This is a genomic window from Streptomyces sp. WMMC500 (assembly GCF_027497195.1).
GTDB lineage: Bacteria > Actinomycetota > Actinomycetes > Streptomycetales > Streptomycetaceae > Streptomyces.
Window position 1 is genome coordinate 7,519,141 of sequence record NZ_CP114905.1, and the last position, 25,425, is coordinate 7,544,565.

Genomic DNA, 25,425 nt, shown 5'->3' on the forward strand with positions numbered 1-25,425 from the left:
TCACGCCTCCGGCGCGGCGCCGGGCGCGGGGCCCGGCTCGCAGACCGGGCACGGGGTCAACTCCCGCTCCGCACCCGCCGCTTCCGCCGGATCCGCGACCGGTACGGCGCCGGGCTTGCCGCCGACGAGGGGGCAGCCGGGGCGGTGGTAGAGCGTGCCGCCGGGCACCGCCAGGTACGGGGCGGCCCCGCCGGACTCCGGCCCGGGCGCGGGTCCCGGCGAGGCTTCGGCGTGAGACCCGTCCGCGTCGCCGTCCCTGTCAGCGGCCACGAGCAGCCCGTACAACTCCTCCACCCGCGCCGCCGCAAGACCCTGGTCGCCGCGCGACAGCAGCACTGCCCCGGCGACGATCAGCGCCGCCCCCGGGATCGTGCAGGACGCCAGGTACGGGATCTGCCGCTCGGCGAACCGCTCGCCCGACACCCCGTACCAGCCGACGGCGCACAGCACGGCCCCGGCGGCGAGCGCGGCCCAACTGCCCCACCGCAGGGCCATGGCCGTCAGCGAGTGCCCGCGCGCCGGGCCGGTTTGCCGCATTATGCCCCCTGTGCATGTCGGCCGCTTGGGATGCACTATGCCGTGTGTGGTTGTACTACGCAGTAGACCGCACGGATCGGCGGGACACTTGACGCATGACGACGTTCAGGGGTGAGGACGGATGACCCGACGAGCACGCACGCGCAGCGCCGCGTGGCTGGCCGCGGCGGTACTGCTCACGGGGCTGGGCGCGGCCGGCTGCGGAGACGAGGGCGGCGGGGCGGACACGCCGGACAAAGCGCCGAGCGCGCCGGCGTCGGAGAGCAGCCCCGCCTCGGAGACGAGCGAGGGGGCGGACGACGGCGCCGGCGGCGCGGAACCGGCCGACCCGGCCGCGGCGGAGAAGGAGATCGAGGAGAACTGGACGACGTTCTTCTCGCCGGACTCCGACGCCGACGCGAAGCTGGCGGTCCTGGAGGACGGCGAGGCGATGCGGCCGCTGATGGTCGCCTTCTCCGACGACGAGCGCTGGAAGCAGGTCGCCGCCGAGGTCACGGCGGTGGAGTTCGAGTCCGCCGAGGAGGCGGAGGTGACGTACGACATCGCGCTGAAGGGCGAGACGGCCGTGCCCGGCGCCACGGGCATCTCGGTGCTGCAGGACGGCACCTGGAAGGTCTCGAAGAAGGCGATCTGCACCCTCGTGGAGATGAGCGGGTCGCCGGGCCCCGGGTGCTGAGATGAGCCGGTCGGGGGGTGCCGCGCTGGCGGCGGCGGTGCTGGTGCTGCTGACCGCCGCCTGCGGCAGCCGGGTGCCCGAGAGCGAGTTCGCCGAGCGGTCCGCCGTGCCCGAGGGCGCCCGGCCCGGCGGCGCCGCGCCCTCGGGCGAGGCGCGCGGTGAGCCGGTCAGGGTCGGCGTCATCGCCAGCGAGACCAGCCCGGTGGGCGACGCGTTCAGCGGGCCGCAGGACGGCGCGCGGGCCTACTTCGAGGCGCTGAACGCGCGCGGCGGGGTGAACGGCCGCCCCGTCGAGGTCGTCACCTGCGACGACGGCGGCAGCGGCCTGGGCAACAGCGACTGCGTGCGCGAACTGGTGCTGAAGGAGAAGGTGTTCGCGCTCGTCGCCACGACCTCGCTGAACTACGCCGGCGCCCCGCAGGTCAGCGACGCCGGCGTGCCGGACATCGGCGGCCAGCCGATCGGGGCCGCGTACGAGACGTACCCGCACCTGTACGGCATCTACGGCAGCCGCGCCCCGCGCACCGGCGGCGAGGCCGGCTGGGACGGCGACCTGTACGGCGGCACCGAGGTGTACCGCTACTTCAAGCGGGAGCACGGCGCCCGCACCGCCGCCGTCGTCTCGTACAACCAGGCGGCCTCGGCCTCGTACGCGCGCAGCGTGACCAGCGGTCTGGAGGCCGAGGGCTACGACGTCGTCACCGCGCAGGTCGACTTCTCGCTGCCGAACTTCGACGCGGTCGCCGCCGACCTGCGCGCCCGCGACGTCGATCTGGTCTTCGACGCCGTCGACACCGGCGGCAACGCCAAGCTGTGCAAGGCGCTCGACGAGGCCGGCGTGGAGCTGACCGCGAAGGTCACCAACGTGCAGAACTGGAACTCCGACGTGGCGGAGGACTACGCGGACGCCGAGCGCTGCCGCAACTCCCTCTGGGTCACCGGCTCCAGCCGCAACTACGAGGACGACGGCGACCCGGCGGTCAGGGCGTTCCGGGACGGCATGGACCGCTACGCGGACACGGACACCCGCTCGCAGTGGCAACTGGAGGGCTGGGCCGCCGCGATGTGGTTCGCGGACGCGGCGAAGTCCTGCGGGGCGGAGCTGACGCGCGGGTGCGTCGAGGACTTCATGACGCGCGCCGAGCCGTACGACGCCGGCGGGCTGCTGCTGCCCGTACGCTTCGAGCAGTTGCCGCAGCCGCCGAAGACCCGGCCCACGTGCGTGTCGGCGGCGCGCTGGCAGGACGACGCGAACGACGGCGCGGGCGGCTGGGTCAGCCAGGGCGAGATGACGGAGAACTGCTTCACGGTGCCGCAGCTCCCGTACCGGCCCTGACCCCCCGGGAGCCCCGGAACGCCCGGCCGGCCTGACCCGCCCCGACGGTGCCGACCTGCCGTGATGCCGAGGTGCGGCGGCTGTGCGAGGCTGAGGGCAGGGGACTGCCCGCACCCGTCCCGAGGTACCCGACCGCCATGAGGATCTCGTTCCTGATCAGCAACGCGTACGCCGTCGGGGGCACCGTCCGCACCACCTTCACCCTCGCCCGCACGCTCGCCGAGCAGCACGACGTGGAGATCGTCTCGGTCTTCCGCCCCGAGGACGCGTACCGCGAGCACCTGCGGCTGCCGGGCGTGGCGGTGACCGCCATCCCCAACGGCGTGCCGGCGCCGGACGTGCCGCCGTCCGACAACACCGCCCGCTGCGTCCTGGCCGCCGGGCGGCTCGCGCCGCTCAAGCGCTACGACGACCTCTTCGCCCGCCTCCATGCCCACCGCCCGACGCTGCCGCTGACCGGCACGGTGCTCGGCGGGCTGTACGCCCACCGCACCCGGGAGGGCGCGGAGGCCGCCTGAGCCGCGCCCGCCCGCCCGCGCCTCACTCCGCCTCGGGGTCGAGCACGTCCCGTTCGCCGGCCGGCCCCCGCTGCTCCCGCGGTACGGCGTACGGGTGGTGCAGGTCGAAGGCCGGCGACTCGGAGCGGATCCGCGGCAGGGTGGTGAAGTTGTGCCGCGGCGGCGGGCAGGACGTGGCCCACTCCAGGGAGCGGCCGAAGCCCCACGGGTCGTCCACGTCGACCTTCTCGCCCTCCTTCGCCGTGCGCCACAGGTTGTACAGGAACGGCAGCGTGGAGGCGCCGAGGAGGAAGGCCCCGATGGTGGAGATCGTGTTGAGCGTGGTGAAGCCGTCGGCGGCGAGGTAGTCCGCGTACCGCCGGGGCATGCCCTCCACGCCCAGCCAGTGGTGCACGAGGAAGGTGGCGTGGAAGCCGACGAACAGGGTCCAGAAGTGGATCTTCCCCAGCCGCTCGTCCAGCATCTTTCCGGTGAACTTCGGCCACCAGAAGTAGAAGCCCGCGAAGGTCGCGAACACCACCGTCCCGAAGACCACGTAGTGGAAGTGGCCGACGACGAAGTACGTGTCCGTGACGTGGAAGTCCAGCGGCGGCGAGGCCAGCAGCACGCCCGTCAGCCCGCCGAAGAGGAAGCTGACCAGGAACCCGATCGCCCACAGCATCGGGGTCTCGAACGACAGCGAACCGTTGATCATCGTGCCGATCCAGTTGAAGAACTTCACCCCCGTGGGCACCGCGATGAGGAACGACATGAGGGAGAAGAACGGCAGCAGCACCGCCCCGGTGGCGAACATGTGATGCGCCCAGACCATGATCGACAGGCCCGTGATCGCGATGGTGGCGGCGACCAGCATCACGTAGCCGAAGATCGGTTTGCGGGAGAAGACCGGGATGATCTCGGTGATGATGCCGAAGAACGGCAGCGCGATGATGTAGACCTCCGGGTGGCCGAAGAACCAGAACAGGTGCTGCCACAGCAGCGCCCCGCCCACGGACCCGTCGAAGACGACCGAGCCGAAGCGCCGGTCCGACTCCAGCACCAGCAGCGCCGCGGCCAGCACCGGGAACGCTTGGAGGACGAGGATCGAGGTGAAGAGGACGTTCCAGGTGAAGATCGGCAGCCGGAACATCGTCATGCCGGGCGCGCGCATCCCGATGATCGTGGTGAGGAAGTTGACCGCGCCCAGGATCGTGCCGAAGCCCGCCAGGGCCAGACCCATGATCCACAGGTCCGCGCCCAGGCCGGGGGAGTGCACCTCGCCGTTGAGCGGCGCGTACGCGAACCAGCCGAAGTCCGCGGGCCCGCTCGGCGTCAGGTAGCTGCTCAGGATGATCAGCCCGCCGAAGAGGAACAGCCAGTACGACAGCATGTTCAGCCGCGGGAAGGCCACGTCGGGCGCGCCGATCTGCAGGGGCATGATCTCGTTGGCGAAGCCGGCGAAGGTCGGCGTGGCGAAGAGCAGCAGCATGATCGTGCCGTGGATCGTGAACGACTGGTTGAACTGCTCGGGGCTGAGGAGCTGCATCCCCGGCCGGGCCAGCTCCGCCCGCATCACCAGCGCGAGCACGCCGGCGAAGAGGAAGAAGGCGAACGAGGTGATCAGGTAGAGATGCCCGATCTTCTTGTGGTCCGTGGTGGTCAGCCAGTCCACGACCACCGAGCCGTGCCGGTGGTGGCGCGGGGGAGCAGGTGCCGGTGCCGGTGCCGCCTCTGTCGTCCCCATCGCCTCTGCACCTTCCGCTTGTAGGTCACGTGTGACGACGCGCGCGTCCACGGCACGACGGTGCCATCGGTGTGCGGATCCGGCGCGCTACGCGCGTTCGCCCGGTGTGTCGCGGGAGCCACCCGGAGGATTTATGCGGAGCTGACACGGGCCGCCGCCGCAAGGGGGAAATTCGATGAATTCCAGGGGGGCCGTCGGGTAAACAGCAGGTGCGATTAGAGCGGGTGGCAGCAATTCCCGATAGCCCGTCAGGAGACGCCTCTCGGACGCCTGTACGGGCCCTCTCGCGGGCCGCCCGGCGGCCGGCGGGCGCTGTGACAGAAGTGTGACCCGCGGTGAACAGGGCCGCGACATCCGCGTGGCCCGCTGCCCTACCGCGTCCGTGACCTGGGGCATAGCGTGGGCGCCATGGCGACTCCACCGAACCTGCCGACACCGTCCTCGAACCCCGACGACGACACCGAGAGCTACGTCGGCCTGGCCGCCGCCGACGCCGAGGAGCGGGCCAGGGGCCGCGGCTGGACCACGGTCCGCTCGCTGCCCCCGGGGGCCGTCATCACCATGGAGTTCATGGGCGGACGGCTGAACTTCACCGTCCAGGACGGCCGGGTGACGCGCTGCTGGGTCGGGTAGGGCGGGTCAGCCGCCCGTGCGCGCCTGCGGCCGGCCGCCGGGGCGGTCCGACTGCGGCGGGCGGCGGTGGCCGGCCGGGGTGACCGGGGAGCGCTCGTGCCGCGTCGTGTGCGGGCGCGGCGCCAGGTGCGGCCAGGTGTCGGGCCGGGCGGCCGTGCCCTGGCCGGAGTTCGCGCGGGCCATCTCGCGGGTGGTCTGCCCGGCCCCCGTGGGGCGCTGCGAGACGATCGACACGCGCGTGGCCAGCGGCGACAGCGAGGCCGGCGCGGGCGAGCCGGCCGGGGAGCCGCGCAGCCGGTCGCGCAGGTGCAGCAGCCACGCCTCCGCGCGGGCCACGACGGGCTCGAACCACGGCAGGGCCAGCAGCACGAGCAGGCCGGCCACCCAGCCGAGCAGCACGTCGCTGAGCCAGTGCGTACCGAGGTAGACCGTCGTCCCGCCGACGCCCAGCGCCACCATCGCGCAGACCACGGAGGCGGTCCTGCGGGCCCGCGGCGTCGTCGCCAGATAGGCCACGACACCCCAGGTCACGACGGCGTTCGCGGTGTGACCCGAAGGAAATATATCGCCGCCGGCCCACATCTCGTTCGAGCCGATCTCGGTGGCGTAGTGCGGGCCGAGCCGGCCCATGCCGATCTTCGCCGCCCCGACCGTGACGTTCAGCAGGAGCAGCGAGCCGGCCAGCATGAACAGCGGGCGCAGGGTGTGCTGCCGCCAGGCGCGCCAGCCGAGCCAGGCCAGCACGGCGACGGCGGTGGGGGCGCGCTGGCCGAGCACCACGAAGTAGTCCAGGAAGGCGTGGAACTCCGGCCACTGCTTGTACGGCCGGAAGAGCATCAACTGCCAGTCGAGGTGCACCAGCCACGACGTGGTCACCACGGCCGCGACGATCGCCGCGTAGACGGCCAGCGACGACCAGAACAGCCACAGCCGGGTCCTGGTCATACGCGGCCGCCAGCCGCCGTGTGTGGTCGGACGCTCCGCTCCCTGCGGACGTCTCTCTTCGGTACGCACGGAATCGACGTTACCTCGCCGACTGCCGCGGATTGACCAATCGGCTGGATCTGTAATGCCTATGTGATGTGGACTGCGTGGTCAACGGCACTTACCCCACCGCCTTTTCAGGACTCATGTCTTCCGCTTTCTGGGAATATCTGAGTACGGCCAATCGGTCAATTGTTTTTCGCGCTCCTCCGTTTATCGGAGATTCGCCGTGCCGTTGCGGACCGTTCGCCTGGCGGACGCCCCGCGGGCGTGTGGCGGGTGCCACACATCGTGCGCAAAGCCCTCAACCAGTGACTTCCCGGACCGGGGGCGGGCAATCATGGCACGTCAGCGGAGCCGTTCCGGCGGACGGGCGAGGGGAGCAGGAGCAGGAAGGAGCAGGAAGGAGCAGAAAAGGGGTCGGGAAGGGGACAGGAAGGGACGGGAAGGGACGGGCTTCGCCGCAACCGGTGGCGCCGTCACCTCAACGGGTAGTGCCGCCACCTGCGTCCGGAGGACTCGCGTACGCTGTCGACTCGCGCGAGTCCGGGAGGTGCGTAGATGTCAGGGACGGCCACGGCCGCGAGCCCGCCGCGGGACGTTCCCGGCGCCTGCGGCGGCGGCGCCGGACGCTGGACCGTGCTCGCCGTCCTCTGCTCCAGCCTGCTGCTCGTCGCCCTCGACGCAACCGTCCTGCACGTCGCCGTCCCCGCGCTCACCGAAGACCTCAAGCCCGGCGCCGTCGACCTGCTCTGGATCGTCGACGCCTACCCCCTGGTCGCCGCCTCCCTGCTGATCCTCTTCGGCACCCTCGGCGACCGCGTGGGCCGCCGCCGCGTCCTGCTCCTCGGCTACGCGATCTTCGGCCTGGCCTCCGCGCTCGCCGCCGCGGCGAGCGACCCGCACGTGCTGATCGCCGCCCGCGCCCTCCTCGGCGTCGGCGGCGCCATGATCATGCCGGCCACGCTGTCGATCCTGCGCCAGGTCTTCCCCGACCGCCGCGAGCGCGCCGCGGCCATCGGCCTGTGGAGCGCCACCGCCGCCGTGGGCGCGGCCATCGGGCCGCTGCTCGGCGGCTTTCTGCTGGAGCACTTCTGGTGGGGCTCGGTCTTCCTGATCAACATCCCGCTGATGGTGATCGCCGTGCCCGTGGGCCGCTGGCTGCTGCCGGAGTCCACCGCCGACCGGGCCGGCCCCTGGGACGTCGTCGGCGCGCTGATGGCGGCGGCCGGCCTCTTCGGCGTCGTCCTCGCACTGAAACAGGCCGGCGCGGGCGACGGGCCGCTGCACCCGGCCGTCGCCGGGCCGCTGCTCCTCGGCTGCGCGCTGCTCGTCCTCTTCGTCCGCAGGCAGCGCCGCCGCGCCCACCCGCTCGTCGACTTCGACGTCATCTCCTGCCGGTCCTTCGGCACCGCCGTCGGCTGCATCGTGCTGGCGCTCCTCGCCCTCGTGGGGCTGCAGCTCGTCGCCGTGCAGTACATGCAGCTCGTCCTCGGCCTCAGCCCGCTGGAGACCGGGCTGCGGCTGATCCCGCTGACCGTCGCCGCCGTGGCCGCGGGGCTCGCGGGCTCCCGGATGGTCGCCAGGCTCGGCCCGCGCGCCATGGTCGCGCTCGGCTTCCTGCTCACCGCCGTCGCCGTCGCCGGGCTGATCACCCTGGGCGAGGAGGACCGGCCGCTGGTGCTGGGCGCGGGCTTCGTGCTGCTGGGGTACGGGCTGGAGACGACCATCTTCGGCGCGTACGAGTCGATGCTCAGCGAGGCGCCGGCGGAGCAGGCCGGCGGGGTCGCGGCCATCGGCGAGACCTCGTACCAACTCGGCGCGGGCATCGGCATAGCGCTGCTCGGCAGCGTCATGAACGCCGTCTACCGCCCCGCGCTCGGCACCGTGCCCGGCGTGCCGTCGAGTGCGACCGACGCGGCGGGCAACTCGCTGGGCGAGGCGTACGAGACCGCGGGCGAGCTGGGCGGCGCCGCCGGCGCCACGCTGCGGGACGCCGCGCGGGACGCGTTCGTCCACGGCATGCACGTGACGCTGGCCGTCAGTGCCGGGCTGCTGCTGCTCGGGGCGCTCACGGCGCTGCGGCTGCCGCGGTCGATGGAGTGCGGCGCGCCCGGCGAGGCGGGCGGCAGCGCGGCGAAGGGCGCCGGCGCGGCGCCCGGCGCGCGTCCCGTGGCCCCGGCCGGGGTGCGGCGCGAGCGGTGGGCGGCGGGCGGCGTACGGGACGGCGCCGGCCGGACGGGGGAGCGGAGTGCGCGGGCCGGGCGCGTACGGGGTGTGGAAGAGGTCACGCCGCGCGCGGCGAGGCTGGACGACGTGGAATACGCGCAAGTAGCGTCGGGCCGTGACCCCGACGGCCGGCCGGAGGACGACAGCCATGCCCGCAAGCACTACGCCGCCGTTCAACCCCGGCGATCCGCTCGGAGTTGACGACCTCCTCAGCCCCGAGGACGTCGCCGTCCGCGACACCGTGCGCGGCTGGGCCGCCGACCGGGTGCTGCCGCACATCGCCGACTGGTACGAGCGCGGCGAGCTCCCCGGCATCCGCGAACTGGCCCGCGAACTGGGCGCGATGGGCGCCCTGGGCATGTCCCTCACCGGCTACGGCTGCGCCGGCGCCTCCGCCGTGCAGTACGGGCTGGCCTGTCTGGAGCTGGAGGCCGCCGACTCCGGCATCCGCTCGCTCGTCTCCGTGCAGGGCTCGCTCGCGATGTACGCGATCTGGCGCTTCGGCTCCGAGGAGCAGAAGCAGCGGTGGCTGCCGCGGATGGCCACCGGCGAGGTCATCGGCTGCTTCGGCCTGACCGAGCCGGACCACGGCTCCGACCCGGCCGGGATGCGCACGCACGCGAAGCGGGAGGGCTCGGACTGGGTGCTCACCGGCCGCAAGACGTGGATCACCAACGGCTCGGTGGCCGGCGTCGCCGTCGTGTGGGCCCGTACCGACGACGGCATCCGCGGCTTCGTCGTCCCCGCCGACACGCCCGGCTTCGCCGCGCCCGAGATCAGGCACAAGTGGTCGCTGCGCGCCTCGGTCACCGCGGAACTGGTCCTGGACGAGGTGCGGCTGCCCGCCGACGCCGTGCTGCCGGAGGCCGCCGGGCTGCGCGGCCCGCTGAGCTGTCTGACGCACGCCCGCTACGGGATCGTCTGGGGCGCCATGGGCGCGGCCCGGTCGTCCTTCGACACGGCGCTCGAGTACGCCCGTACCCGCGAGCAGTTCGGCAGGCCCATCGGCGGTTTCCAGCTCACCCAGGCCAAGCTCGCCGACATGGCGGTCGAGCTGCACAAGGGCGTGCTGCTCGCGCACCACCTGGGCACGCGGATGGACGCCGGCACGCTGCGCCCGGAACAGGTCAGCTTCGGCAAGCTCAACAACGTCCGCGAGGCGATCGAGATCTGCCGGACGGCCCGCACGATCCTGGGCGCGAACGGCATCTCGCTGGAGTACCCGGTGATGCGGCACGCCACGAACCTGGAGTCGGTGCTGACGTACGAGGGCACGGTGGAGATGCACCAGCTCGTGCTGGGCAAGGCGCTGACGGGGCTGGACGCGTTCCGGGGCTGAGCCGCACGGCCCAGCCCCGGTCGCCGTCGTTCCGGCGGTCGTCGCGTCAGCTCTGGTTGAAGAACCCGCCCTGCGTGGAGCGGGGCACCTCGCCCGGCACGATCGCGTACTCCGCGGGGGTCAGCAGGAACACCCGCGTCGCCACCCGTTCGATGGAGCCGCGCAGGCCGAAGGTCAGACCCGCGGCGAAGTCGACGACGCGCTTGGCGTCGGCGGCCTCCAGCATCGTGAGGTTCACGATGACGGGGACGCCCTCGCGGAAGAGTTCGCCGATCCCGCGCGCGTCCCGGAACCCGTCCGGCGACACGGTGGCGATACGGCGCCCTTTCTCCTGGGCGGCCTGGGACGCCACGCGCACGCGCGGGTCCGTCGTCCAGGCGGCGTCTCCCTGGGTGTCCGCGCTGTCGTCTTCGTACCCGTCGTAGTAGCGCTCGTCTTCGTTGTCGTCGACGAGGCCGAGCCAGGCACTAGCCCTGCGTACCGATCCCATGACGCCTCCTCTCTCTCCCGCGGCGTGGGCTGTCCCCGGAGCGGTCCGGGGATGTCTGTCCGCTCACCTATGGTCATCCATGATGCGGATGATGTGCCAATCAGATAGAGGGCACGCGCCGGGTTCGTGACAGTACTGGCACAGAAACGGCTGTCGGTTCGTCAGAGTTCCCCCGGCGCAGGGGGTCTGACGGGGTGACAGGAGATTACCGCAGGGCCGGACGGGTGTTTCGGCGTCCGCTCGGGTGGTTGCCGCGCTGTTCGAGTGGACGGCGGCCCGCCCGGGCCGGTCGGCCGGGACGGGGGGCGTGATTGCGCCAACATGTCCAAGTGCCTACTTGTGCACACCTGTCATCGTCTGAATACTCTCAGCAGCGCTTGTCAGGGGCACGACGAAAATAAGGGGCCCGCACCCCCAACGGCCGGCAGTACGGAACCCGGCCGGGCGAGCCGCTTCGCGTTTTCCCGGCCCCGTGGCTGCGCCTCACGGACCTGCCCGCCGGCGGGTCCCCGAGCACACTCGGAGGACTGAGTGAGGATCAAGCGCACACCCCCACTGAGCGGCACCAAGAAGCGACTGCGGCTGGTCGCCGCGCTGACCGCCGCCCTGGCCGGCGCCGCGCTCGCGGTACCGGCGTCGGGCGCCGCCCAGCAGCCCGAGGGCTTCAGCGCCGCCACCCTGGAGAGAGCCGGCGACGCCGTGCTCGCCGCCGACGTCGGCGGCACCGCATGGGGCGTCGACAAGAAGTCCGGCACCCTCGTCGTCAGCATCGACGAGACCGTGACCCCCGCCGAGGTGGCCCGCATCAAGCGGACCGCGGGCCCCGACGCGGAAGCCATGCGGATCGAGCGCATGCAGGGCAAGCTCCAGCGCTACATCAACGGCGGCCAGGCCATCTACGCGTCCGGCTGGCGCTGCTCGCTCGGCTTCAACGTCCGCAGCGGCAGCACGTACTACTTCGTCACCGCCGGTCACTGCACCGATGGCGCGGGCACCTGGTGGAGCAACTCCGGCCGCACCACCACCATCGGCCCGACCGCCGGGTCGAGCTTCCCGACGAACGACTACGGGCTGGTCCGGTACACGAACTCGGCGCAGACCCACCCCGGCTCCGTGAACCTGTACAACGGCAGCAGCCGGGACATCACCGGCGCCGCCAACGCGACCATGGGCCAGTCCGTGCAGCGCAGCGGCTCCACCACCGGCCTCCACGGCGGCAGCGTCACGGGGCTGAACCAGACCGTGAACTACGGCGGCGGCGACGTCGTCTACGGCATGGTCCGCACCAACGTCTGCGCCGAGCCCGGCGACTCCGGCGGCCCGCTGTTCTCCGGCACGACGGCCCTCGGCCTGACCTCCGGCGGCAGCGGCAACTGCTCCAGCGGCGGCACGACCTTCTTCCAGCCGGTCGTCGAGGCGCTGAACGCGTACGGGGTGAGTGTCTACTGACCCTGACGCGCGGGGCCTGAGCGCCCCGGCCGCCGCCCCCGCCCGGACCCCCACCGGGCGGGGGCGGTGCGGTTTCCGGGCCGGACGGAGCGGGTTCCGGTACCGGGCGGCGCGCGACGCGGTACGGGCGCGGCGGCCGCACGCTGCCCCGGCCCGGCGTCGGGGCTACCGTGGAGACAGAACGGCTGACTCGCACACGACGCAGGGGGCCGTGATGATCGAGGCACTGATCGCAGTAATAGTGGCCATCGTCTGCCTCGGGGGCATCTACGTGCTGGCCGGGGCCCGGGTGGTCAAGCAGTACGAGCGGGGGCTGGTCTTCCGGCTCGGCCGGCTCAGGCCCGGAATCCGCGGCCCCGGCTTCAAGATGATCGTCCCGGTCGTCGACCGGATGCGCAAGGTCAACATGCAGATCGTGACCCTGCCCATCCCGGCCCAGGAGGGCATCACCCGCGACAACGTGACGGTCCGCGTCGACGCGGTCGTCTACTTCAAGGTCGTGGCGCCGGTGGACGCCGTCGTGCAGGTCGAGGACTACCGCTTCGCCGTCTCCCAGATGGCCCAGACCTCGCTGCGGTCCATCATCGGCAAGAGCGACCTGGACGACCTGCTCTCCAACCGGGAGAAGCTCAACCAGGGGCTGGAGCTGATGATCGACAGCCCGGCGGTGGAGTGGGGCGTGACCATCGACCGGGTCGAGATCAAGGACGTGTCGCTGCCCGAGACGATGAAGCGCTCCATGGCCCGGCAGGCGGAGGCGGCGCGCGACCGGCGCGCGCGGGTCATCAACGCCGACGCGGAGCTGCAGGCGTCCCGGAAGCTGGCACAGGCGGCACGGCAGATGTCCGACCACCCCTCGGCGCTCCAGTTGCGGCTGCTGCAGACGGTGGGGGCGGTGGCGGCGGAGAAGAACTCGACGCTGGTGCTGCCGTTCCCGGTGGAGCTGCTGCGGTTCCTGGAGCGGGCGCAGTCCGGCATGGCCGGGCAGCCGCCGGCCGGCGGGCCCGGACCCGCGCCGCCGCCGGTGGACGGTGCGGAGCCCGGGGCGGAGGACGACGAGGACGTGCCGGCGCCGGTGGACCCGATCGACCCGCTGGGCGCGGTGGAGCAGATCGGAGGGCCGGAGGGCTCCGTGGATCAGGGGCTCGGGCCGGAGGCGGTGGACCCGGGCGACGTGGCGTCCGTCGAGGAGCTGGAGCCGCCGCCGCGGGACCGGCCGGACCGGGAGGACTGACGGCCGGAGCCCCGGCTCGTACGGGTCCGGAGTGCCGACGGCCCGGGCGCGGGCCGGCGGCGGTCGGCGGGCGGGTACGGGCGGTCCGCGGCGGTTCGCGCCGCGCGCATCAATCGCCGAAGGCCGCGAGCGCGTCTTCGGCGGAGTTGCGGGCCCACACGTACTCGTCCGCCCACGCCGCCGCGCCCGCGTAGCCGGATTCCGCCGCGATCCGCGCGCAGGCCGCCCCGTAGTCGTACGCCGTCCGCCGCAGCGCCACGCCGCCCGCGCCGAGCAGCGCCCAGTGGGCGCCGGGGCGGCCGTACGGCATGCCGACGCTGCCCGGGTTGACCACGAGGCGGCCGTGCGTGAGCCGGGCGAACGGCATGTGCGTGTGCCCGAGCACCACGGTCTCGACCTGCGGCCCGAGGCCGCCCAGCACCTCGGCCCAGCGCCCGGGCGCCGCGTCGACCAGCACCGTCTCGTCGTCGGCGCGCGGGGTGGCGTGGCAGAAGTACACCTGCCCGAGGCCGCCGACCGGCAGCGTGGCGCTCGCCGGCAGCGACGCCAGCAGCTCGACCTGCTCCGCGCGCAACTGCTCCGCCGCCCACGGCGCGATCGGGTCGGGGAGGGCGGCGCGGGCGCCGCGCCGGTACGCGACCAGCTCGCGGTCGGCGTTGCCGCCCACCCACACGGCGCGCCCGCCGAGCGCGGCCAGCGCGTCGAGGGTGCGGCCGGGGAGCGGTCCCGCGGCGAGGTCGCCGGTCAGGACGACGGTGTCGGCGGCGCGTACGTCGGGCTCGGCGAGCACGGCTTCGAGCGCGGGCAGCACGCCGTGGATGTCGGAGAGTACGGCGACGGACTCGGGCATGGGACCAGGGTGCCGGGCGCCGGGGCCGTCGCGCGCGGGGATTCGCCGAGAGCAGGACGCCGCCGGCGACCCGGGGCGGGCGGCACCGTGCGGGCGGCCTCAGCACTCGACGCGGGCCTCCCGCCAGGCGCGGGCCAGGATCTCGTCCGCCGTCTCCGCCGGCGTCTGGCCGGAGGTGTCCAGCCACAGCCCGAGGCGCGGGGTCTCGTTGCGCAGCACGCCGTCCAGCTCCCGTACGCCCCACGCCGGCCCGTACGCCGTCTTCGCCCGCCCCGCCTCGCGGGCCGCCACCGCCTCCGGGCACGGCGCCAGGACGACGACGAGCAGCGGGTCCGTACGGAACAGCGCCGCGGTCCGCGGCAGCTCGGCACCCAGCACCACGTCCTGGGCGACCGCCGTGAAGCCGGCCGCCGCGTACGCGTCGGCGGTGCGGGCCATCAGCCCGTACCGCAGTCTCAACTGCCGCAGCGCCTCCGGCGAACCCTCCGGCGTCACCTCGGCGCGCCCTCCCACCACCATGCGGCGGAAGACGTCGCCGCGCACGTGCGCCGAGCGCGGCAGCCGTTCGGCGATCAACTGGGCGACGGTGGACTTGCCGGCGGCCTGGACGCCGGTCAGCAGCAGGACCGCCGGGGTGTCGGGGAAAATGGTCGGCTCCTCGGAATGCGGCCGTGAGGGTCGGCGTTGACGCTGGCGTCAGATGTTGCGTGTATCCGTACCACATCAGGGAGATGGCCCATGGCGGCTGCCACCGGTGAAACGCCCAAGGTCGACTTCTACTTCGACCCCGTCTGTCCGTTCGCGTGGATCACCTCGCGCTGGATCCTCGAAGTGGAGCGGCAGCGGGACGTGGACCTGCGCTTTCGGGTGATGAGCCTGTCCGTGCTCAACGAGGGCCGCGACCTGCCGGAGGGGTACCGCGCGCTGATGGACCGGGCGTGGGGCCCGGTCCGGGTCTGCATCGCCGCCGCGCAGCAGCACGGCGAGGGGGTCCTGCGCGACCTGTACACCGCCCTCGGCACCCGCATCCACAACGGGGGCGAGGAAGACCTGACGGCCGTCATCGAGGCCGCCCTGGCCGAGGTGGGCCTGCCGGCCGAGCTGGCCGCCGCCGCGGAGAGCGACGAGTACGACAAGGCGCTGCGCGCGAGCCACCACGAGGGCATGGACCCGGTCGGCGAGGACGTCGGCACCCCGACGATCCACATCGACGGCGTGGCGTTCTTCGGGCCGGTGATGACCGCCATCCCGCGGGGCGAGGAGGCGCTGCGGGTCTTCGAGGGGGCGCTGGCGATGGCGGCGTACCCGAAGTTCTTCGAGCTGAAGCGGACGCGCACGGGCGAGCTGAACTTCACCTGAGCACGCCGGCGGGGACCGGGCCGGCGGGGAACGAGCGGTAAGGACCGGGCGCCGTGGCGCCCGGTCCTTACCCGTGTGCCGACGAACCGGCCCCCGTCGCCGGCCGGCGGCGTCTCGTGTACAGCCACGCCGCCGCCGTCACCGACAGCGGCCACAGCAGGTACGGGCCGGAGGCCACCAGCAGCGCCGCGACCGCGACGAGCGCCGGCACCGCCGCCTTCCGCCCCGCGCTCCCGCGCGGCAGCAGCCGGAACGCGGCGGCCACGCCCACCGCGTAGACGGTGGTGAACGAGCCCGTGGTCAGCAGCACCAGCGGCTTCGTGCCGGTGTCCGTCAGCGTCACCGCGGCCAGCGCCGCGAACGACAGCGCCGAGAGCACCGCCAGGCTCCGCCGCGGCACCTCCCCGGCCTCGCTGCCCCGCGCCAGCTTCGCCGGCAGCGCGCCGTCGCGCCCGAGGGCGGCGCCGAGCTTGGCGGCCCCGGCGTAGTAGACGTTCATGACCCCGAGGGTGAGGAGCAGCGCGGCGCCCGCGGCGAGCGGGCGGGCGGGGCCGCCGAGGCCGCGGGCCATGAGGTCGCCGAGCGGCGCGTCGGAGTCCGCCGCGGCGGGGCCGAGGACCGCGACGACGGCGAAGGCGACGGACAGGTAGAGCACCCCCACCAGCGCGACGGCCGCGCCCGTCGCGCGCGGCAGGTCGCTGGCCGGCCGGCGGAACTCGCCCGCCAGGTGCGTGATCGCCTCCCAGCCGGCGAAGCTCCAGACCAGCAGCGCGGCGGCGGGCGCGACGGCCGTCCAGCCGTGCGGCGCGAAGGGCCGCAGATGGTCCGTACGGGCATGGGGGAGCGACATCAGCACCGCGGTCACCAGGAGGACGACGAGCAGGACCGCGAGCGCCAGTTGCAGCCGGCCGGTCACCCGCAGCCCCGCGGCGTTGGCGGCGGTGACGGCGGCCATGAGGCCGGCGGCGGTGGCGGTGGTCGTCGCCGTGCCGCCGCCCACGGCGGCGGAGACGTACGCGCCGCCGAAGAGCGCGGCGGCCGCGGCGCCCGGGGGTATCGCGAGGAAGAAGCACCAGCCGACGACGGTCGCGGCGCGCTCGCCGAAGGCGAGCCGGGCGTACGTCGAGACGCCGCCGGAGTCGGGGTGGCGGGCACCGAGGGCGGCGAAGGTGGCGGCCAGCGGCACGGAGACCAGGACGAGCGCGGCCCACGCGACGAGGGAGGCGGGGCCCGCGGTGTCGGCGGCGAGCGCGGGCAGGGTGATGACGCCGGTGCCGAGGACGGCGCCGACGTACATCGCGGTGCCCTGCGCGGCGGTGAGGCCGCCGGGGGAGTGCGCGGGGGCGCGGCCCGGTGCCGGGGGGTTCGGGGCGCGTTCCGGGGTACGCCCCGGGCGTACCCGGGCCGCGGCATGCGTCGGCTCCGCGCCGCCCGCCGGGGCGGCGCCGCTGGTCGTGTCGGCCATGACCGGAGCCTCGCGTGCCGGCCCCCTGCGCGACCATGGGCAGAAATGCCTCTCTGCGCTAAATTCCTGCCATGCCCGCGCCGACCCGGAACCCGACGGTGACACCGACGCCGCGCCACGTCGTCGGGGTCGCCGTCACGGACGGCGCCCCCGCCTACGAACTCGCCGTGCCCTGCGAGGTCTTCGGCCTCGACCGCAGCGACCTCGCCGACCCCTGGTACGAGCTACGCCTGTGCGCCGCCCAGCCCGGCCCGCTGACCACCGCCCCCGGGCTGCTCCTGCAGAGCCCGTACGGCCTGGACGACCTGGCCGAGGCCGACACCGTGCTCATCCCCGGCCTCACCCGCAGCCACCAGCTCGACCCGCCGCCCGGCCTCGTCGCCGCCGTGCGGAAGGCATACGAGGCGGGCAAGCGGATCGTCTCGCTGTGCGCCGGCGCGTACGTACCGGCGGCGGCCGGTGTGCTGGACAGGCGCCGGGCGACGACCCACTGGATGAACGCCGCCGACTTCGCCCACCGCTTCCCCCGCGTCCGCGTCGATCCCGACGCGCTCTACTGCGAGGACGGCCCCGTCTTCACCTCCGCCGGCACCGGCGCCGCCGTCGACCTCTGCCTGCACCTCGTCCGCCGCGACCACGGCGCCGCCGTCGCCAACGAGGTCGCCCGGCGCATGGTCGTACCCCCGCACCGCGAGGGCGGCCAGGCCCAGTACGCCAAGCTCCCCCCGGCCCCGGCCCGCCCGGCCGCCCCCGACCACGGGCTGGCACCGGTGCTCGACTGGGCCCGCGCCCGCCTCCACGAGCCGCTCACCGTGGCCCGACTGGCCCGCGCCGCGCACCTCGCGGAGCGCACCTTCGCCCGCCGGTTCCGCGACACCCTCGGCGTCACGCCGCTGCAGTGGCTGCTGCACGAGCGGGTCCGGCTGGCGCAGGAGCTGCTGGAGACCACGGACGTCCCGGTGGAGGCGGTGGCGCGGCGCGCGGGGCTGGGGAGCGCGGCGAACCTGCGGCACCAGTTCGCCCGGCAGACGGGGGTCTCGCCGCGGACGTACCGGCACGTGTTCCGCGACCGGGCGCGCTGACCGCGACCGGCGCGCACGGCGCGCGCTATGCGGCCTGCGTCACCGCCAGGTGCGTACGGCGGTGGCGGGGCGACTCCGCCTCGTCCAGCAGGGCGACGGCGAAGTCCGGGTACGAGATGCGCGCCGCGGGGTCGCCGTGGGGGGAGACCCGGTAGCCGCGGTCCGTACGCCCGGCGCCGTGGTCGAAGTCACCGGCCGGGCTGACGTAGAGCCAGTCCAGCTCCGGCGGCGCCGCGCGGAGGGTCTCCAGGCCCGCCGCGTGCGCCTCGCAGAAGGGGCGGAACTCCGCGGGGAACCCCGGGGCGTCGAGCAGCCGGCGGCCCGTCGCGTCCGGCAGCAGCGACGACAGCCCCACCAGCACCAGCCGCGCCACCCCCGCCCGGGCGAGACCGGCCACCAGCGCCTTCGCCGAGCCGCGGAAGAATGCGTCCGGGTCCGTGCCCTCCCCGTACACCGCCGCCGCGGCGATCGCCGCGGTGCAGCCGGCGGCGCCGGCCGCCACCGCCCCGGGGTCCGTCACGTCTCCGGCCACCGGGCGTATGCCGTCGCCCGCGAGGTCCGCGTGCGTCGCCGGGTCCCGCACCGCGGCCACCACCTCGTGCCCCCGCCGCCGCGCCTCCGCCACCGCCTGGCGGCCGGCCCTGCCGCCCGCCCCGTACACCACGATCCTGCCCATGCCGCGTACCTCCCGCGTCGGTCGTCGTCGTCCGCGCACGCTAACGGGACCTGCGGTTTCCTCCGGGATACCGGGATCGCCGCCTACGCTGGCGGGATGAGCGAGCCGCTGCGTCCCGACATGTTCGACGAGCTGTGCCCGTCGTCGATGCTGCCGTTCCGCTTCGGCGACAAGTGGGCCGGCCTGATCCTCAGGTGCCTGGAGGACGGACCGCGCCGCTTCTCCGAACTCCGCGTTCCGCTGCGGCGGGTGACGCCCAAGGTGATGACCCGCTCGCTGCGCGGCCTCGAACGCGACGGGCTGGTGTCGCGCACGGTGGCCGAAGGGCCGCCGCAGCGGGTGGAGTACGCGCTGACGCCGCTGGGGCGGAGCATGCTGGAGCCGCTGGACGCGGCGTGCGCGTGGGCGGCGGAGCACTGGGACGAACTCCTCGACGCCCGGGAGGCGTACGAGCGGAGGGCGGTCGCCGCGGAGGCCGCCCGCGGCTGAACCGGCGGCTCCCGCCGGGGCTTCAGCCCGCCCCCGCGTCCGCCTCCGTCCTCGCGTCCGCGTCCGTACCCGCGTCCGCCTCCGCGCCCGGCGGGCCGTGGCCGCCCGGGGGACCGTGGCCGCCCGGGGACGCACCCAGCGGGAAGCGCAGCCACTCCCGCCACCGCCTCCCGTCGTACGCGACGAGGTCCACCGCCCCCACCCGCGCGGCCACCGGCAGCCGGGGCGCGAGGTCCGCCTCGATCGCCGCGTGCACCGCCTCACCGCCGCTGTTGGCGACCGTCAGGTGCGGGTCGAGATCGCCGAAGAGGCCGCCGTACGGAGGGTGGCCCGGCCACTGCCCGACGACCGCCTTCGTCAGCGCCCGCAGCGGGCCGTCCGGCTCGGGCACCAGGTACAGCACCCCGGGGAAGCGGGCGCAGCGCCCGAAGGTCACCGGGAACGCCTCGTGCGCGGCGAACAGCCGCCGCAGCGCGGCGCGTACGGGGGCGCCGACGCGGTCGCGGTGCAGAAAGGGGTAGAGCACCGTGACGTGGGCGGTGCCGCCGTGGGCGGCGGCGGTGTCGTGGCGGGCGCGCCAGCGCCGTACGACGGGATCCACCTCGGGCAGCGACACGCTCAGCGCCGTCGTGCCGGTCGCGGTGGGCCAGCCCTCCGGCTCTCGCGGCCGTGCGCGGGGTCGGCCGGGGCGCTGCATGCGGTGATCGTACCGGCGTACGTTGCGCCGATGACAGACGACCGCCTCACGCTCGCCCGCCGGCCGTGCCGCCGCCGGGAGGAGAACGGCCTGCCGGGCGAGGACGGCGGGCAGTTGGCGGCCGACGCGGGTGCGCGTCGGCCGCCCGCGGTATCGGCGCGGGCGCGGGCGGCGTACCGTGTCGATCATGGATACGGACCCCGAGCTGCACCGGCGGCGCGCCTCCTCCTTCGGCAGCCAGGCCGCCGCCTACGCCGAATTCCGCCCCGACTACCCCGTCGCCGCGGTCCGATGGGCCCTGGAGCCGGTCGCGGACCGCGGCGACCCGCACGTGCTCGACCTCGCCGCCGGCACCGGCAAGCTGACCGCCGCCCTGGTCGCCGAGGGCCTGCGGGCCACGGCCGTCGAGCCGGACCCGGCGATGCGGGCCGAGTTGCGGCGTACGCTCCCGGACGTGCCGGCGCTCGAGGGGACCGCCGAGCGGATCCCGCTGCCCGACGGCTCCGTGGACGCGGTGCTGGCGGGGCAGGCGTTCCACTGGTTCGACCCGGAGCGTGCCATGCCGGAGATCGCCCGCGTGCTGCGGCCCGGCGGGGTCGTCGCCGGGCTGTGGAACCAGGGCGACCACGAGGTGAACTGGATCGCCGGGCTGGACCAGATCACCCGCGGCGAAGCCTGCTTCGCCGACCTGTCCGACGAGGTGGAGCTGCCGGCGCACGAGGAGTACGAGCCGGTGCGGCGGCACCGGTTCCCCAACAGGATGCGGTACACGCGCGATTCGCTGACGGCGATGGTGGCCACGCACTCGCGGGTGCTGCTGCTGCCGGAGGACGAGCGGGCGCAACTGCTCGCCCGGGTGCTCGGATACCTGGCGGCGCGGCCGGAGACGCAGCGCACCGAGTTCGAGGTGCCGCTGGTCACGCTGGTCGACAGGGCGGTGCTGCGGGGCTGAGCGGGCGCGCGGGCGGGAGCGGGCCCCGTACCCGTCGTACCTGAGAGCTACCCGGCGGATGGGCTCTCCGGCGGGACGCCGGCGAGGGCCGGCCGTCCGTAGCTTTCTCACCGGATCACGAGACGCACCCGGTGAGAGGACCCCGCCATGGCACCGCCCCGCCCGCGCGCACCCGGCTTGAGCGGTGGGGCGATCGGCCGGCTTCCGCGCGGGGCCGGTGGTGCCGCGGGACCGCGCGACTCCCGGTTGCGCCGGGTCCGTTCGCGTGCCGCCCGGCTGCGGCGTGCGCTGCTCGCCGGCCTCGTCGCCGCGTCCGTGGCGCTGCCCGTGGCCGCCGCGGCGCGCCCCGCCGCCGTGCCGGCGCCGGTGCCGGACGTGCCGTTCGAGGTGGGTGCCGCGACCCCGGCGGCCCTCGCGCAGCGGTACGCCGCCAACCGGGACGGCATCCGCGCCGCCGAGCGGATGGCCGCCGCCCACGGCGACCGGCGCCGCGCCGGGTCGCTGCGCGCGATGGCGGCGCCCGGGCGGCAGTTCCTCTCGTTCGACGGCCGCGCCGGCGGGCGCAGCGCGGAGGTGTTCGGCGACCTGGCGCGCGCCCGGCGCATCGCCGTCCTCGTCCCCGGTTCCGACACCGGCCTCGACTCGTACGGCCGCTTCCGCGCAGGCGCGGTGGCGCTGCACCGCGAACTGCGCGCCGGCGCCCCCGGCGACGGGGCGGGCGCCGTCGTCGCCTGGCTCGGCTACGCGACGCCGGGCACGGTCGGCCCCGCGTCGCTGACCGCGGGCCGCGCCGAGGCCGCCGCACCCCGGCTGCGCGCCTTCGTCCGGTCGATGAACGCCGCCCGCCCGGGCGCCCGGGTCTCGCTGCTCTGCCACTCGTACGGCTCCGTGGTCTGCGGCCGCGCGGCGGAGGGGCTGCGGGTCGCGGACATCGTCCTGTACGGCAGCCCGGGGACGGGCGCCGGCAGCGCCGCCGACCTGGGCGCGTCCGCCACGGTGTGGGCGGGCCGGGGCGCGGACGACTGGGTGGGGGAGGTGCCGCACGTACGGGTCCCGCTGCTCGTGACGACGCTCGGCTTCGGCGCGGACCCCGTCTCGCCGGACTTCGGCGCCTGCCCCTTCGCCGCGGGGTCCGGCGGCCACAGCGACTACCTGAACCCCGGCTCCGTACCGCTGCGGAACCTGGCCCGGATCGTGCGCGGAGAGGCCGGGTGCGCCGCCGCTCCGCACCCGCGTCCGTCCGCCCGCACCGCCCCCGGCGGCACCCGTGCGTGACGCCGTGCCACGCGCCGCCGCTCCGGTCACCCGCGACCGCGGGATCGACGCCCTGCGCGCCGTCGCCATCCTCGGCGTCGTGCTCGGCCACTGGCTGGTCACCGCCCTCGTCGTCGACAGCGGCACCGTGCGCGCCGCCAGCCCGCTCCAGTACACGCCCGCGCTGACACCCGCCTCCTGGGTCTTTCAGACCCTGGCCGTCTTCTTCTTCGTCGGCGGTTACGTCGCCGCCCGCGGCTCCGCCTCGACCGGCGCCGCCCGGGCCCTCCGCCCCCGCCGGCTCCGCGCCCGGCTCGGCCGGCTCTTCCGGCCCGTCGGCGCCCTGCTCGCGGTGTGGGCGGCGGTGCTCGGCGTGCTGCTGGCGGGCGGCGCCGGGTACGTGACCGTGCGGGCCCTCGGCAAGCTCGCGCTGTCGCCGCTGTGGTTCCTGCCGGTGTTCGCCGCGCTGACCGCGGCGACCCCCGTGGCCGCCCGGCTGCACCCGCTGTGGCCGCTGGCCGTGGTCGGCTGCGTGGACCTGTGGCGGCTGCGGTTCGACGGGCCGCCCGCGCTGGGCTGGGTGAACGTCGCGGCGGGCTGGCTCGTGCCGTACGCCCTGGGCGCGCGCGGCGCCCGCCGCGGGCTGCCGGGGCGGCGTACGGCGTGGGCGCTGCTCGGCTGCGGTGCGGCGGCGACGGCGGGGCTGGTGCGGTACGCCGGCTACCCCGCGGCCATGGTCGGCGTGCCCGGTGCCGAGGTCTCCAACCTGAACCCGCCGACCCTCGCCGCCGTCACCTTCGGCCTCGCCCAGTGCGGCGCCGCGCTGCTGCTGCTCGGGCCGCTGCGCCGGGTGCTGCGGCGGCCGGCGGCGTGGGCGGCGGTGGCGCTGCTCAACCTGTCGGCGATGACGGTCTTCCTCTGGCACCAGACGGCGATGATGGCGGTCTCGGCTCTCGGCCTGCTCGCGGGCGGCCCGCTGCCGGGGCTGCACACGGTGCCGGACGGGGGCGGCTGGGTGCCGGCCCGGCTGCTGTGGCTGCCGGCGTTCGCGGCGGTGCTGCTGGTGTGCCGGGCGGCCTTCCAGCCGTACGAGCATCCGTACGAGAGAAGTCCGCGAGGTACCTAGGGTGGGGCGAGGGAGGGAGGGGAGGATGGCGAAGCGACCGGCCGACGGGCTCCGCACGGTGATGCGGGCGCTGCGCGCGGACCTGTGGACGACGGCCGTCAGCCCGGCGCCACGTACGCCACCGGCCACCGCCGGGCGCTCCCGGCTGCGCGAGTGGCTGCCGGCGCTGGCCGTGCCGGCCGTGCTGGTGCTCGCGGCCCTGCACATCGCCGCCACCAACCAGTACGCCTTCGGCTACGACATGGGCATGCGCGTCGCCAGCCTGCTCGCCGCACTGCAGTCCGCGGCTGTCCTCGTCGCGGTCGTCCGGCCGGTGCTCGCCTGGTGGGTCGCGACGGCGGTCATGCCGGTGGTCGCGCGGTACGCGGACGTCTCCGCCCCCGGCCCGGACGCGATGTTCCCGTGGACCGCCACCGGGCTCGTGCTGCAGGCCGCGGTGCTCTTCGCGGTGGCGCTGCGGTGCCGGCCGCGGATCGCGGCCGAGACGCTGGCGATCAGCGTGCTGGCCGGCCTCGGCTACGGCCTGTTCGCCACCGGCGACACCGAGGGCGTGCCGTTCGCCGTGCTGGTCCTCGGCCTGTGCGCCGGCGGCGGCGTCGCGCTGCGCGGGCGCCGGGTGGCCCGTACGGAACTGGCGGCGCAGGAGGAGCTGACCGCGGAGGAGCGGGCCCGGCGCGTTCTGCTGCAGGAGCGCACCAGGATCGCGCGGGAGCTGCACGACGTGGTCGCGCACCACATGTCGGTGATCTCCATCCAGGCGCAGGTCGCGCCGCACCTGGTGCGGGATCCGCCGGCGGAGCTGAGGGAGAACCTCGCGGGGATCCGCGCGAGCGCCGTCGAGGCGCTGACCGAGCTGCGCCGGGTGCTGGGCGTGCTCCGCGCCGACGACGGCGGCACGGGCGGCACGGGGGCCGCGGAAACCCCCGGCGCCCCCGCGCTCCACCCCCACGACGTGCGCCACGCCCCGCAGCCCACCCTCGACCGCCTCGGCGACCTCGCCGCCGCCGTGCGCCGCGCCGGGGTCGGCGTCGACACCCGGACCACCGGCGAGCCGTACGCGCTGCCGCCCGGCATCGAGCTGTCCGCGTACCGCATCGTGCAGGAAGCGCTCAGCAACGTGGCCCGGCACGCGCCCGGGGCCCGCGCCCGGGTCGAGATCGGCTACCACCCCGCCGGGCTCACGGTCCGCGTCGCCAACACCGCGCCCGAGCGCGCCGCCCCGCCCTGGGCGGGCGCGGGGCACGGGCTGCTCGGGATGCGGGAGCGGGCGGCGATGCTGGGCGGCGAGCTGGCCGCCGGCACCATCCCCGACGGCGGCTACGAGGTCACGGCGATACTGCCCGTGGCGCCGCCCGCCGCGCCCGCGACCCCGGACGGTGAGGACACCCCGTGACGAACATCCGCGTGCTGATCGCCGACGACCAGGTCATGGTGCGCCAGGGCTTCACCGTGCTGCTCGACGCCGAGCCCGGCATCGAGGTCGTCGGCCAGGCGGTGGACGGCGCCGACGCCGTCGCGAAGGCCGCGGAACTGCGCCCGGACGTCGTACTGATGGACATCCGGATGCCCGGCCTCGGCGGCATCGAGGCCACCCGCCGCCTCACCGAGCCGCCGGCCTCGCCGGACGCCGACGTCCGGGTGCTGATCCTGACCACCTTCGACCTCGACGAGTACGTGTACGAGGCGCTGCGCGCGGGCGCGTCCGGGTTCCTGCTGAAGGACGCCTCGGCCGCGGAACTGGCCCACGCCGTACGGGTCGTCGCCACCGGCGACGCGCTGCTCGCCCCCGCCGTGACCCGGCGCCTGATCACCGAGTTCGCCCGGCTGACCCGCGTCCCGCGGGCCCCGCTCAAGGACCGCGTCGGCGGGCTGACGGAGCGCGAGACCGAGGTGCTGAGCCTCATCGCGCAGGGCCTGTCGAACGCGGAGATCGCCGGGCGGCTGGTGGTGGCGGAGCAGACGGTGAAGACCCACGTGGGCAGGATCCTCACCAAACTGGCCCTGCGCGACCGCACCCAGGCGGCGGTCTTCGCCTACGAGTCGGGTCTCGTCCGCCCCGCCGGCCGCTGACCGGCGCCCCCCCCGCCGGCCGCTGACCGGCGCCGGACGGCCGGGCCCGCCGCCCCGCCGTCGACGGGTGCCGTCCCGGCCGCCGCGCGCCGCCCGGGCGAGTGACGAATCTCATGTCCGGCCGCCTCGGCGGCCAACTGGGTTGCCCGGGCGGCGAGATGGCGGAAAGCGCGCCCCCGGCGGCCTTCGTGGCGCCGCCGAGCTGGGGGATCACGTGCTCCGGGCCGTTCGCCTGGCGGCTGGGGAGAGCTAGGGTA

24 protein-coding genes and 1 pseudogene are annotated in these 25,425 nt (G+C 75.0%); 16 read left to right on the forward strand and 9 right to left on the reverse strand.

Annotation, left to right across the window (positions count from 1 at the left end; all coding sequences use genetic code 11):
• Nucleotides 1–495: a hypothetical protein gene (locus tag O7599_RS32440; protein ID WP_281623613.1), complete on the reverse strand. Its 495-nt coding sequence runs from the start codon at nucleotides 493–495 to the stop codon at nucleotides 1–3.
• 163 nt (nucleotides 496–658) lie between these two features.
• On the opposite strand from O7599_RS32440, the gene O7599_RS32445 reads away from it, so the two are divergent.
• The 3 genes and pseudogenes from O7599_RS32445 to O7599_RS32455 form a co-directional block, all read left to right on the forward strand.
• Nucleotides 659–1,213: a hypothetical protein gene (locus O7599_RS32445; protein ID WP_281619167.1), complete on the forward strand. Its 555-nt coding sequence runs from the start codon at nucleotides 659–661 to the stop codon at nucleotides 1,211–1,213.
• Nucleotide 1,214: 1 nt separating this feature from the next.
• Entirely contained in the window at nucleotides 1,215–2,549 is a 1,335-nt protein-coding gene (locus O7599_RS32450) for an ABC transporter substrate-binding protein (RefSeq protein WP_281619168.1), read from the forward strand.
• Nucleotides 2,550–2,686: 137 nt separating this feature from the next.
• Nucleotides 2,687–2,992, forward strand: a pseudogene (locus tag O7599_RS32455) (hypothetical protein); the annotation flags it as partial.
• Between the two features lie 97 nt (nucleotides 2,993–3,089).
• Here the strand turns inward: O7599_RS32455 and ctaD are convergent.
• Nucleotides 3,090–4,790: a cytochrome c oxidase subunit I gene (gene ctaD, locus O7599_RS32460; protein WP_281619169.1), complete on the reverse strand. Its 1,701-nt coding sequence runs from the start codon at nucleotides 4,788–4,790 to the stop codon at nucleotides 3,090–3,092.
• 408 nt (nucleotides 4,791–5,198) lie between these two features.
• On the opposite strand from ctaD, the gene O7599_RS32465 reads away from it, so the two are divergent.
• Complete coding sequence (locus O7599_RS32465; RefSeq protein ID WP_281619170.1) at nucleotides 5,199–5,423, forward strand: I78 family peptidase inhibitor; 225 nt, start codon at nucleotides 5,199–5,201, stop codon at nucleotides 5,421–5,423.
• A gap of 6 nt (nucleotides 5,424–5,429) precedes the next feature.
• On the opposite strand, the gene O7599_RS32470 is transcribed toward O7599_RS32465, so the two are convergent.
• The gene (locus O7599_RS32470) at nucleotides 5,430–6,437 is read right to left on the reverse strand and encodes a phosphatase PAP2 family protein (protein ID WP_281619171.1); all 1,008 of its coding nucleotides are present in this window, start codon (nucleotides 6,435–6,437) and stop codon (nucleotides 5,430–5,432) included.
• Nucleotides 6,438–6,968: 531 nt separating this feature from the next.
• Here O7599_RS32470 and O7599_RS32475 point away from each other — a divergent pair.
• A complete protein-coding gene (locus tag O7599_RS32475) occupies nucleotides 6,969–8,837 on the forward strand; it encodes an MFS transporter (RefSeq protein ID WP_281619172.1) in 1,869 nt (622 codons plus the stop codon).
• Nucleotides 8,785–9,975 carry an acyl-CoA dehydrogenase family protein gene (locus O7599_RS32480; protein ID WP_281619173.1) on the forward strand — a complete coding sequence of 397 codons (1,191 nt, stop codon included), beginning with the start codon at nucleotides 8,785–8,787 and terminating at the stop codon, nucleotides 9,973–9,975. Before O7599_RS32475 ends, O7599_RS32480 begins: the two co-directional genes overlap by 53 nt.
• 46 nt (nucleotides 9,976–10,021) lie before the next feature.
• On the opposite strand, the gene sepF is transcribed toward O7599_RS32480, so the two are convergent.
• A complete protein-coding gene (gene sepF / locus O7599_RS32485) occupies nucleotides 10,022–10,465 on the reverse strand; it encodes a cell division protein SepF (RefSeq protein ID WP_281619174.1) in 444 nt (147 codons plus the stop codon).
• A gap of 531 nt (nucleotides 10,466–10,996) precedes the next feature.
• On the opposite strand from sepF, the gene O7599_RS32490 reads away from it, so the two are divergent.
• Together O7599_RS32490 and O7599_RS32495 are read left to right on the forward strand one after the other, a co-directional pair.
• Nucleotides 10,997–11,914, forward strand: a complete 918-nt coding sequence (locus tag O7599_RS32490; protein WP_281619175.1) for a S1 family peptidase — start codon at nucleotides 10,997–10,999, stop codon at nucleotides 11,912–11,914.
• A 214-nt stretch (nucleotides 11,915–12,128) separates the two neighbouring features.
• Complete coding sequence (locus O7599_RS32495) at nucleotides 12,129–13,148, forward strand: slipin family protein (RefSeq protein ID WP_281619176.1); 1,020 nt, start codon at nucleotides 12,129–12,131, stop codon at nucleotides 13,146–13,148.
• 109 nt (nucleotides 13,149–13,257) lie between these two features.
• On the opposite strand, the gene O7599_RS32500 is transcribed toward O7599_RS32495, so the two are convergent.
• Together O7599_RS32500 and O7599_RS32505 are read right to left on the reverse strand one after the other, a co-directional pair.
• The gene (locus O7599_RS32500) at nucleotides 13,258–13,998 is read right to left on the reverse strand and encodes a metallophosphoesterase family protein (RefSeq protein ID WP_281619177.1); all 741 of its coding nucleotides are present in this window, start codon (nucleotides 13,996–13,998) and stop codon (nucleotides 13,258–13,260) included.
• A 99-nt stretch (nucleotides 13,999–14,097) separates the two neighbouring features.
• Nucleotides 14,098–14,622 carry an AAA family ATPase gene (locus O7599_RS32505; RefSeq protein ID WP_281623614.1) on the reverse strand — a complete coding sequence of 175 codons (525 nt, stop codon included), beginning with the start codon at nucleotides 14,620–14,622 and terminating at the stop codon, nucleotides 14,098–14,100.
• A gap of 114 nt (nucleotides 14,623–14,736) precedes the next feature.
• Between O7599_RS32505 and O7599_RS32510 the strand changes: the two genes are divergently transcribed.
• Complete coding sequence (locus O7599_RS32510; protein ID WP_281619178.1) at nucleotides 14,737–15,357, forward strand: DsbA family protein; 621 nt, start codon at nucleotides 14,737–14,739, stop codon at nucleotides 15,355–15,357.
• Between the two features lie 67 nt (nucleotides 15,358–15,424).
• On the opposite strand, the gene O7599_RS32515 is transcribed toward O7599_RS32510, so the two are convergent.
• Nucleotides 15,425–16,822, reverse strand: coding sequence for an APC family permease (locus tag O7599_RS32515; RefSeq protein WP_281619179.1), 1,398 nt, complete (start codon nucleotides 16,820–16,822; stop codon nucleotides 15,425–15,427).
• Nucleotides 16,823–16,893: 71 nt separating this feature from the next.
• Here O7599_RS32515 and O7599_RS32520 point away from each other — a divergent pair, with 71 nt between their 5' ends.
• Nucleotides 16,894–17,904: a helix-turn-helix domain-containing protein gene (locus O7599_RS32520; RefSeq protein WP_281619180.1), complete on the forward strand. Its 1,011-nt coding sequence runs from the start codon at nucleotides 16,894–16,896 to the stop codon at nucleotides 17,902–17,904.
• Between the two features lie 25 nt (nucleotides 17,905–17,929).
• Here O7599_RS32520 and O7599_RS32525 read toward each other — a convergent pair whose 3' ends face one another.
• A complete protein-coding gene (locus tag O7599_RS32525; protein ID WP_281619181.1) occupies nucleotides 17,930–18,580 on the reverse strand; it encodes an NAD(P)H-binding protein in 651 nt (216 codons plus the stop codon).
• A gap of 96 nt (nucleotides 18,581–18,676) precedes the next feature.
• Between O7599_RS32525 and O7599_RS32530 the strand changes: the two genes are divergently transcribed.
• A complete protein-coding gene (locus O7599_RS32530; protein ID WP_281619182.1) occupies nucleotides 18,677–19,069 on the forward strand; it encodes a helix-turn-helix domain-containing protein in 393 nt (130 codons plus the stop codon).
• Nucleotides 19,070–19,091: 22 nt separating this feature from the next.
• Here the strand turns inward: O7599_RS32530 and O7599_RS32535 are convergent, their stop codons facing one another.
• Nucleotides 19,092–19,766 (reverse strand): 2'-5' RNA ligase family protein, encoded by a 675-nt coding sequence (locus tag O7599_RS32535; protein WP_281619183.1) that lies wholly within the window; start codon nucleotides 19,764–19,766, stop codon nucleotides 19,092–19,094.
• 187 nt (nucleotides 19,767–19,953) lie between these two features.
• Between O7599_RS32535 and O7599_RS32540 the strand changes: the two genes are divergently transcribed.
• The 5 genes from O7599_RS32540 to O7599_RS32560 all read left to right on the forward strand — a co-directional run bounded on the left by O7599_RS32540 (nucleotide 19,954) and on the right by O7599_RS32560 (nucleotide 25,168).
• The gene (locus O7599_RS32540; protein WP_281619184.1) at nucleotides 19,954–20,718 is read left to right on the forward strand and encodes a class I SAM-dependent methyltransferase; all 765 of its coding nucleotides are present in this window, start codon (nucleotides 19,954–19,956) and stop codon (nucleotides 20,716–20,718) included.
• 288 nt (nucleotides 20,719–21,006) lie between these two features.
• Nucleotides 21,007–21,993 carry an alpha/beta hydrolase gene (locus O7599_RS32545; RefSeq protein WP_348652638.1) on the forward strand — a complete coding sequence of 329 codons (987 nt, stop codon included), beginning with the start codon at nucleotides 21,007–21,009 and terminating at the stop codon, nucleotides 21,991–21,993.
• Nucleotides 21,986–23,098: an acyltransferase gene (locus tag O7599_RS32550; RefSeq protein WP_281619186.1), complete on the forward strand. Its 1,113-nt coding sequence runs from the start codon at nucleotides 21,986–21,988 to the stop codon at nucleotides 23,096–23,098. The genes O7599_RS32545 and O7599_RS32550 overlap by 8 nt, the downstream gene beginning before the upstream one ends.
• 25 nt (nucleotides 23,099–23,123) lie before the next feature.
• Nucleotides 23,124–24,491: a histidine kinase gene (locus tag O7599_RS32555; protein WP_281619187.1), complete on the forward strand. Its 1,368-nt coding sequence runs from the start codon at nucleotides 23,124–23,126 to the stop codon at nucleotides 24,489–24,491.
• On the forward strand, nucleotides 24,488–25,168 hold the full coding sequence (locus O7599_RS32560; RefSeq protein WP_281619188.1) for a response regulator transcription factor: 681 nt from the start codon (nucleotides 24,488–24,490) through the stop codon (nucleotides 25,166–25,168). The genes O7599_RS32555 and O7599_RS32560 overlap by 4 nt, the downstream gene beginning before the upstream one ends.
• Nucleotides 25,169–25,425 lie beyond the last annotated feature (257 nt).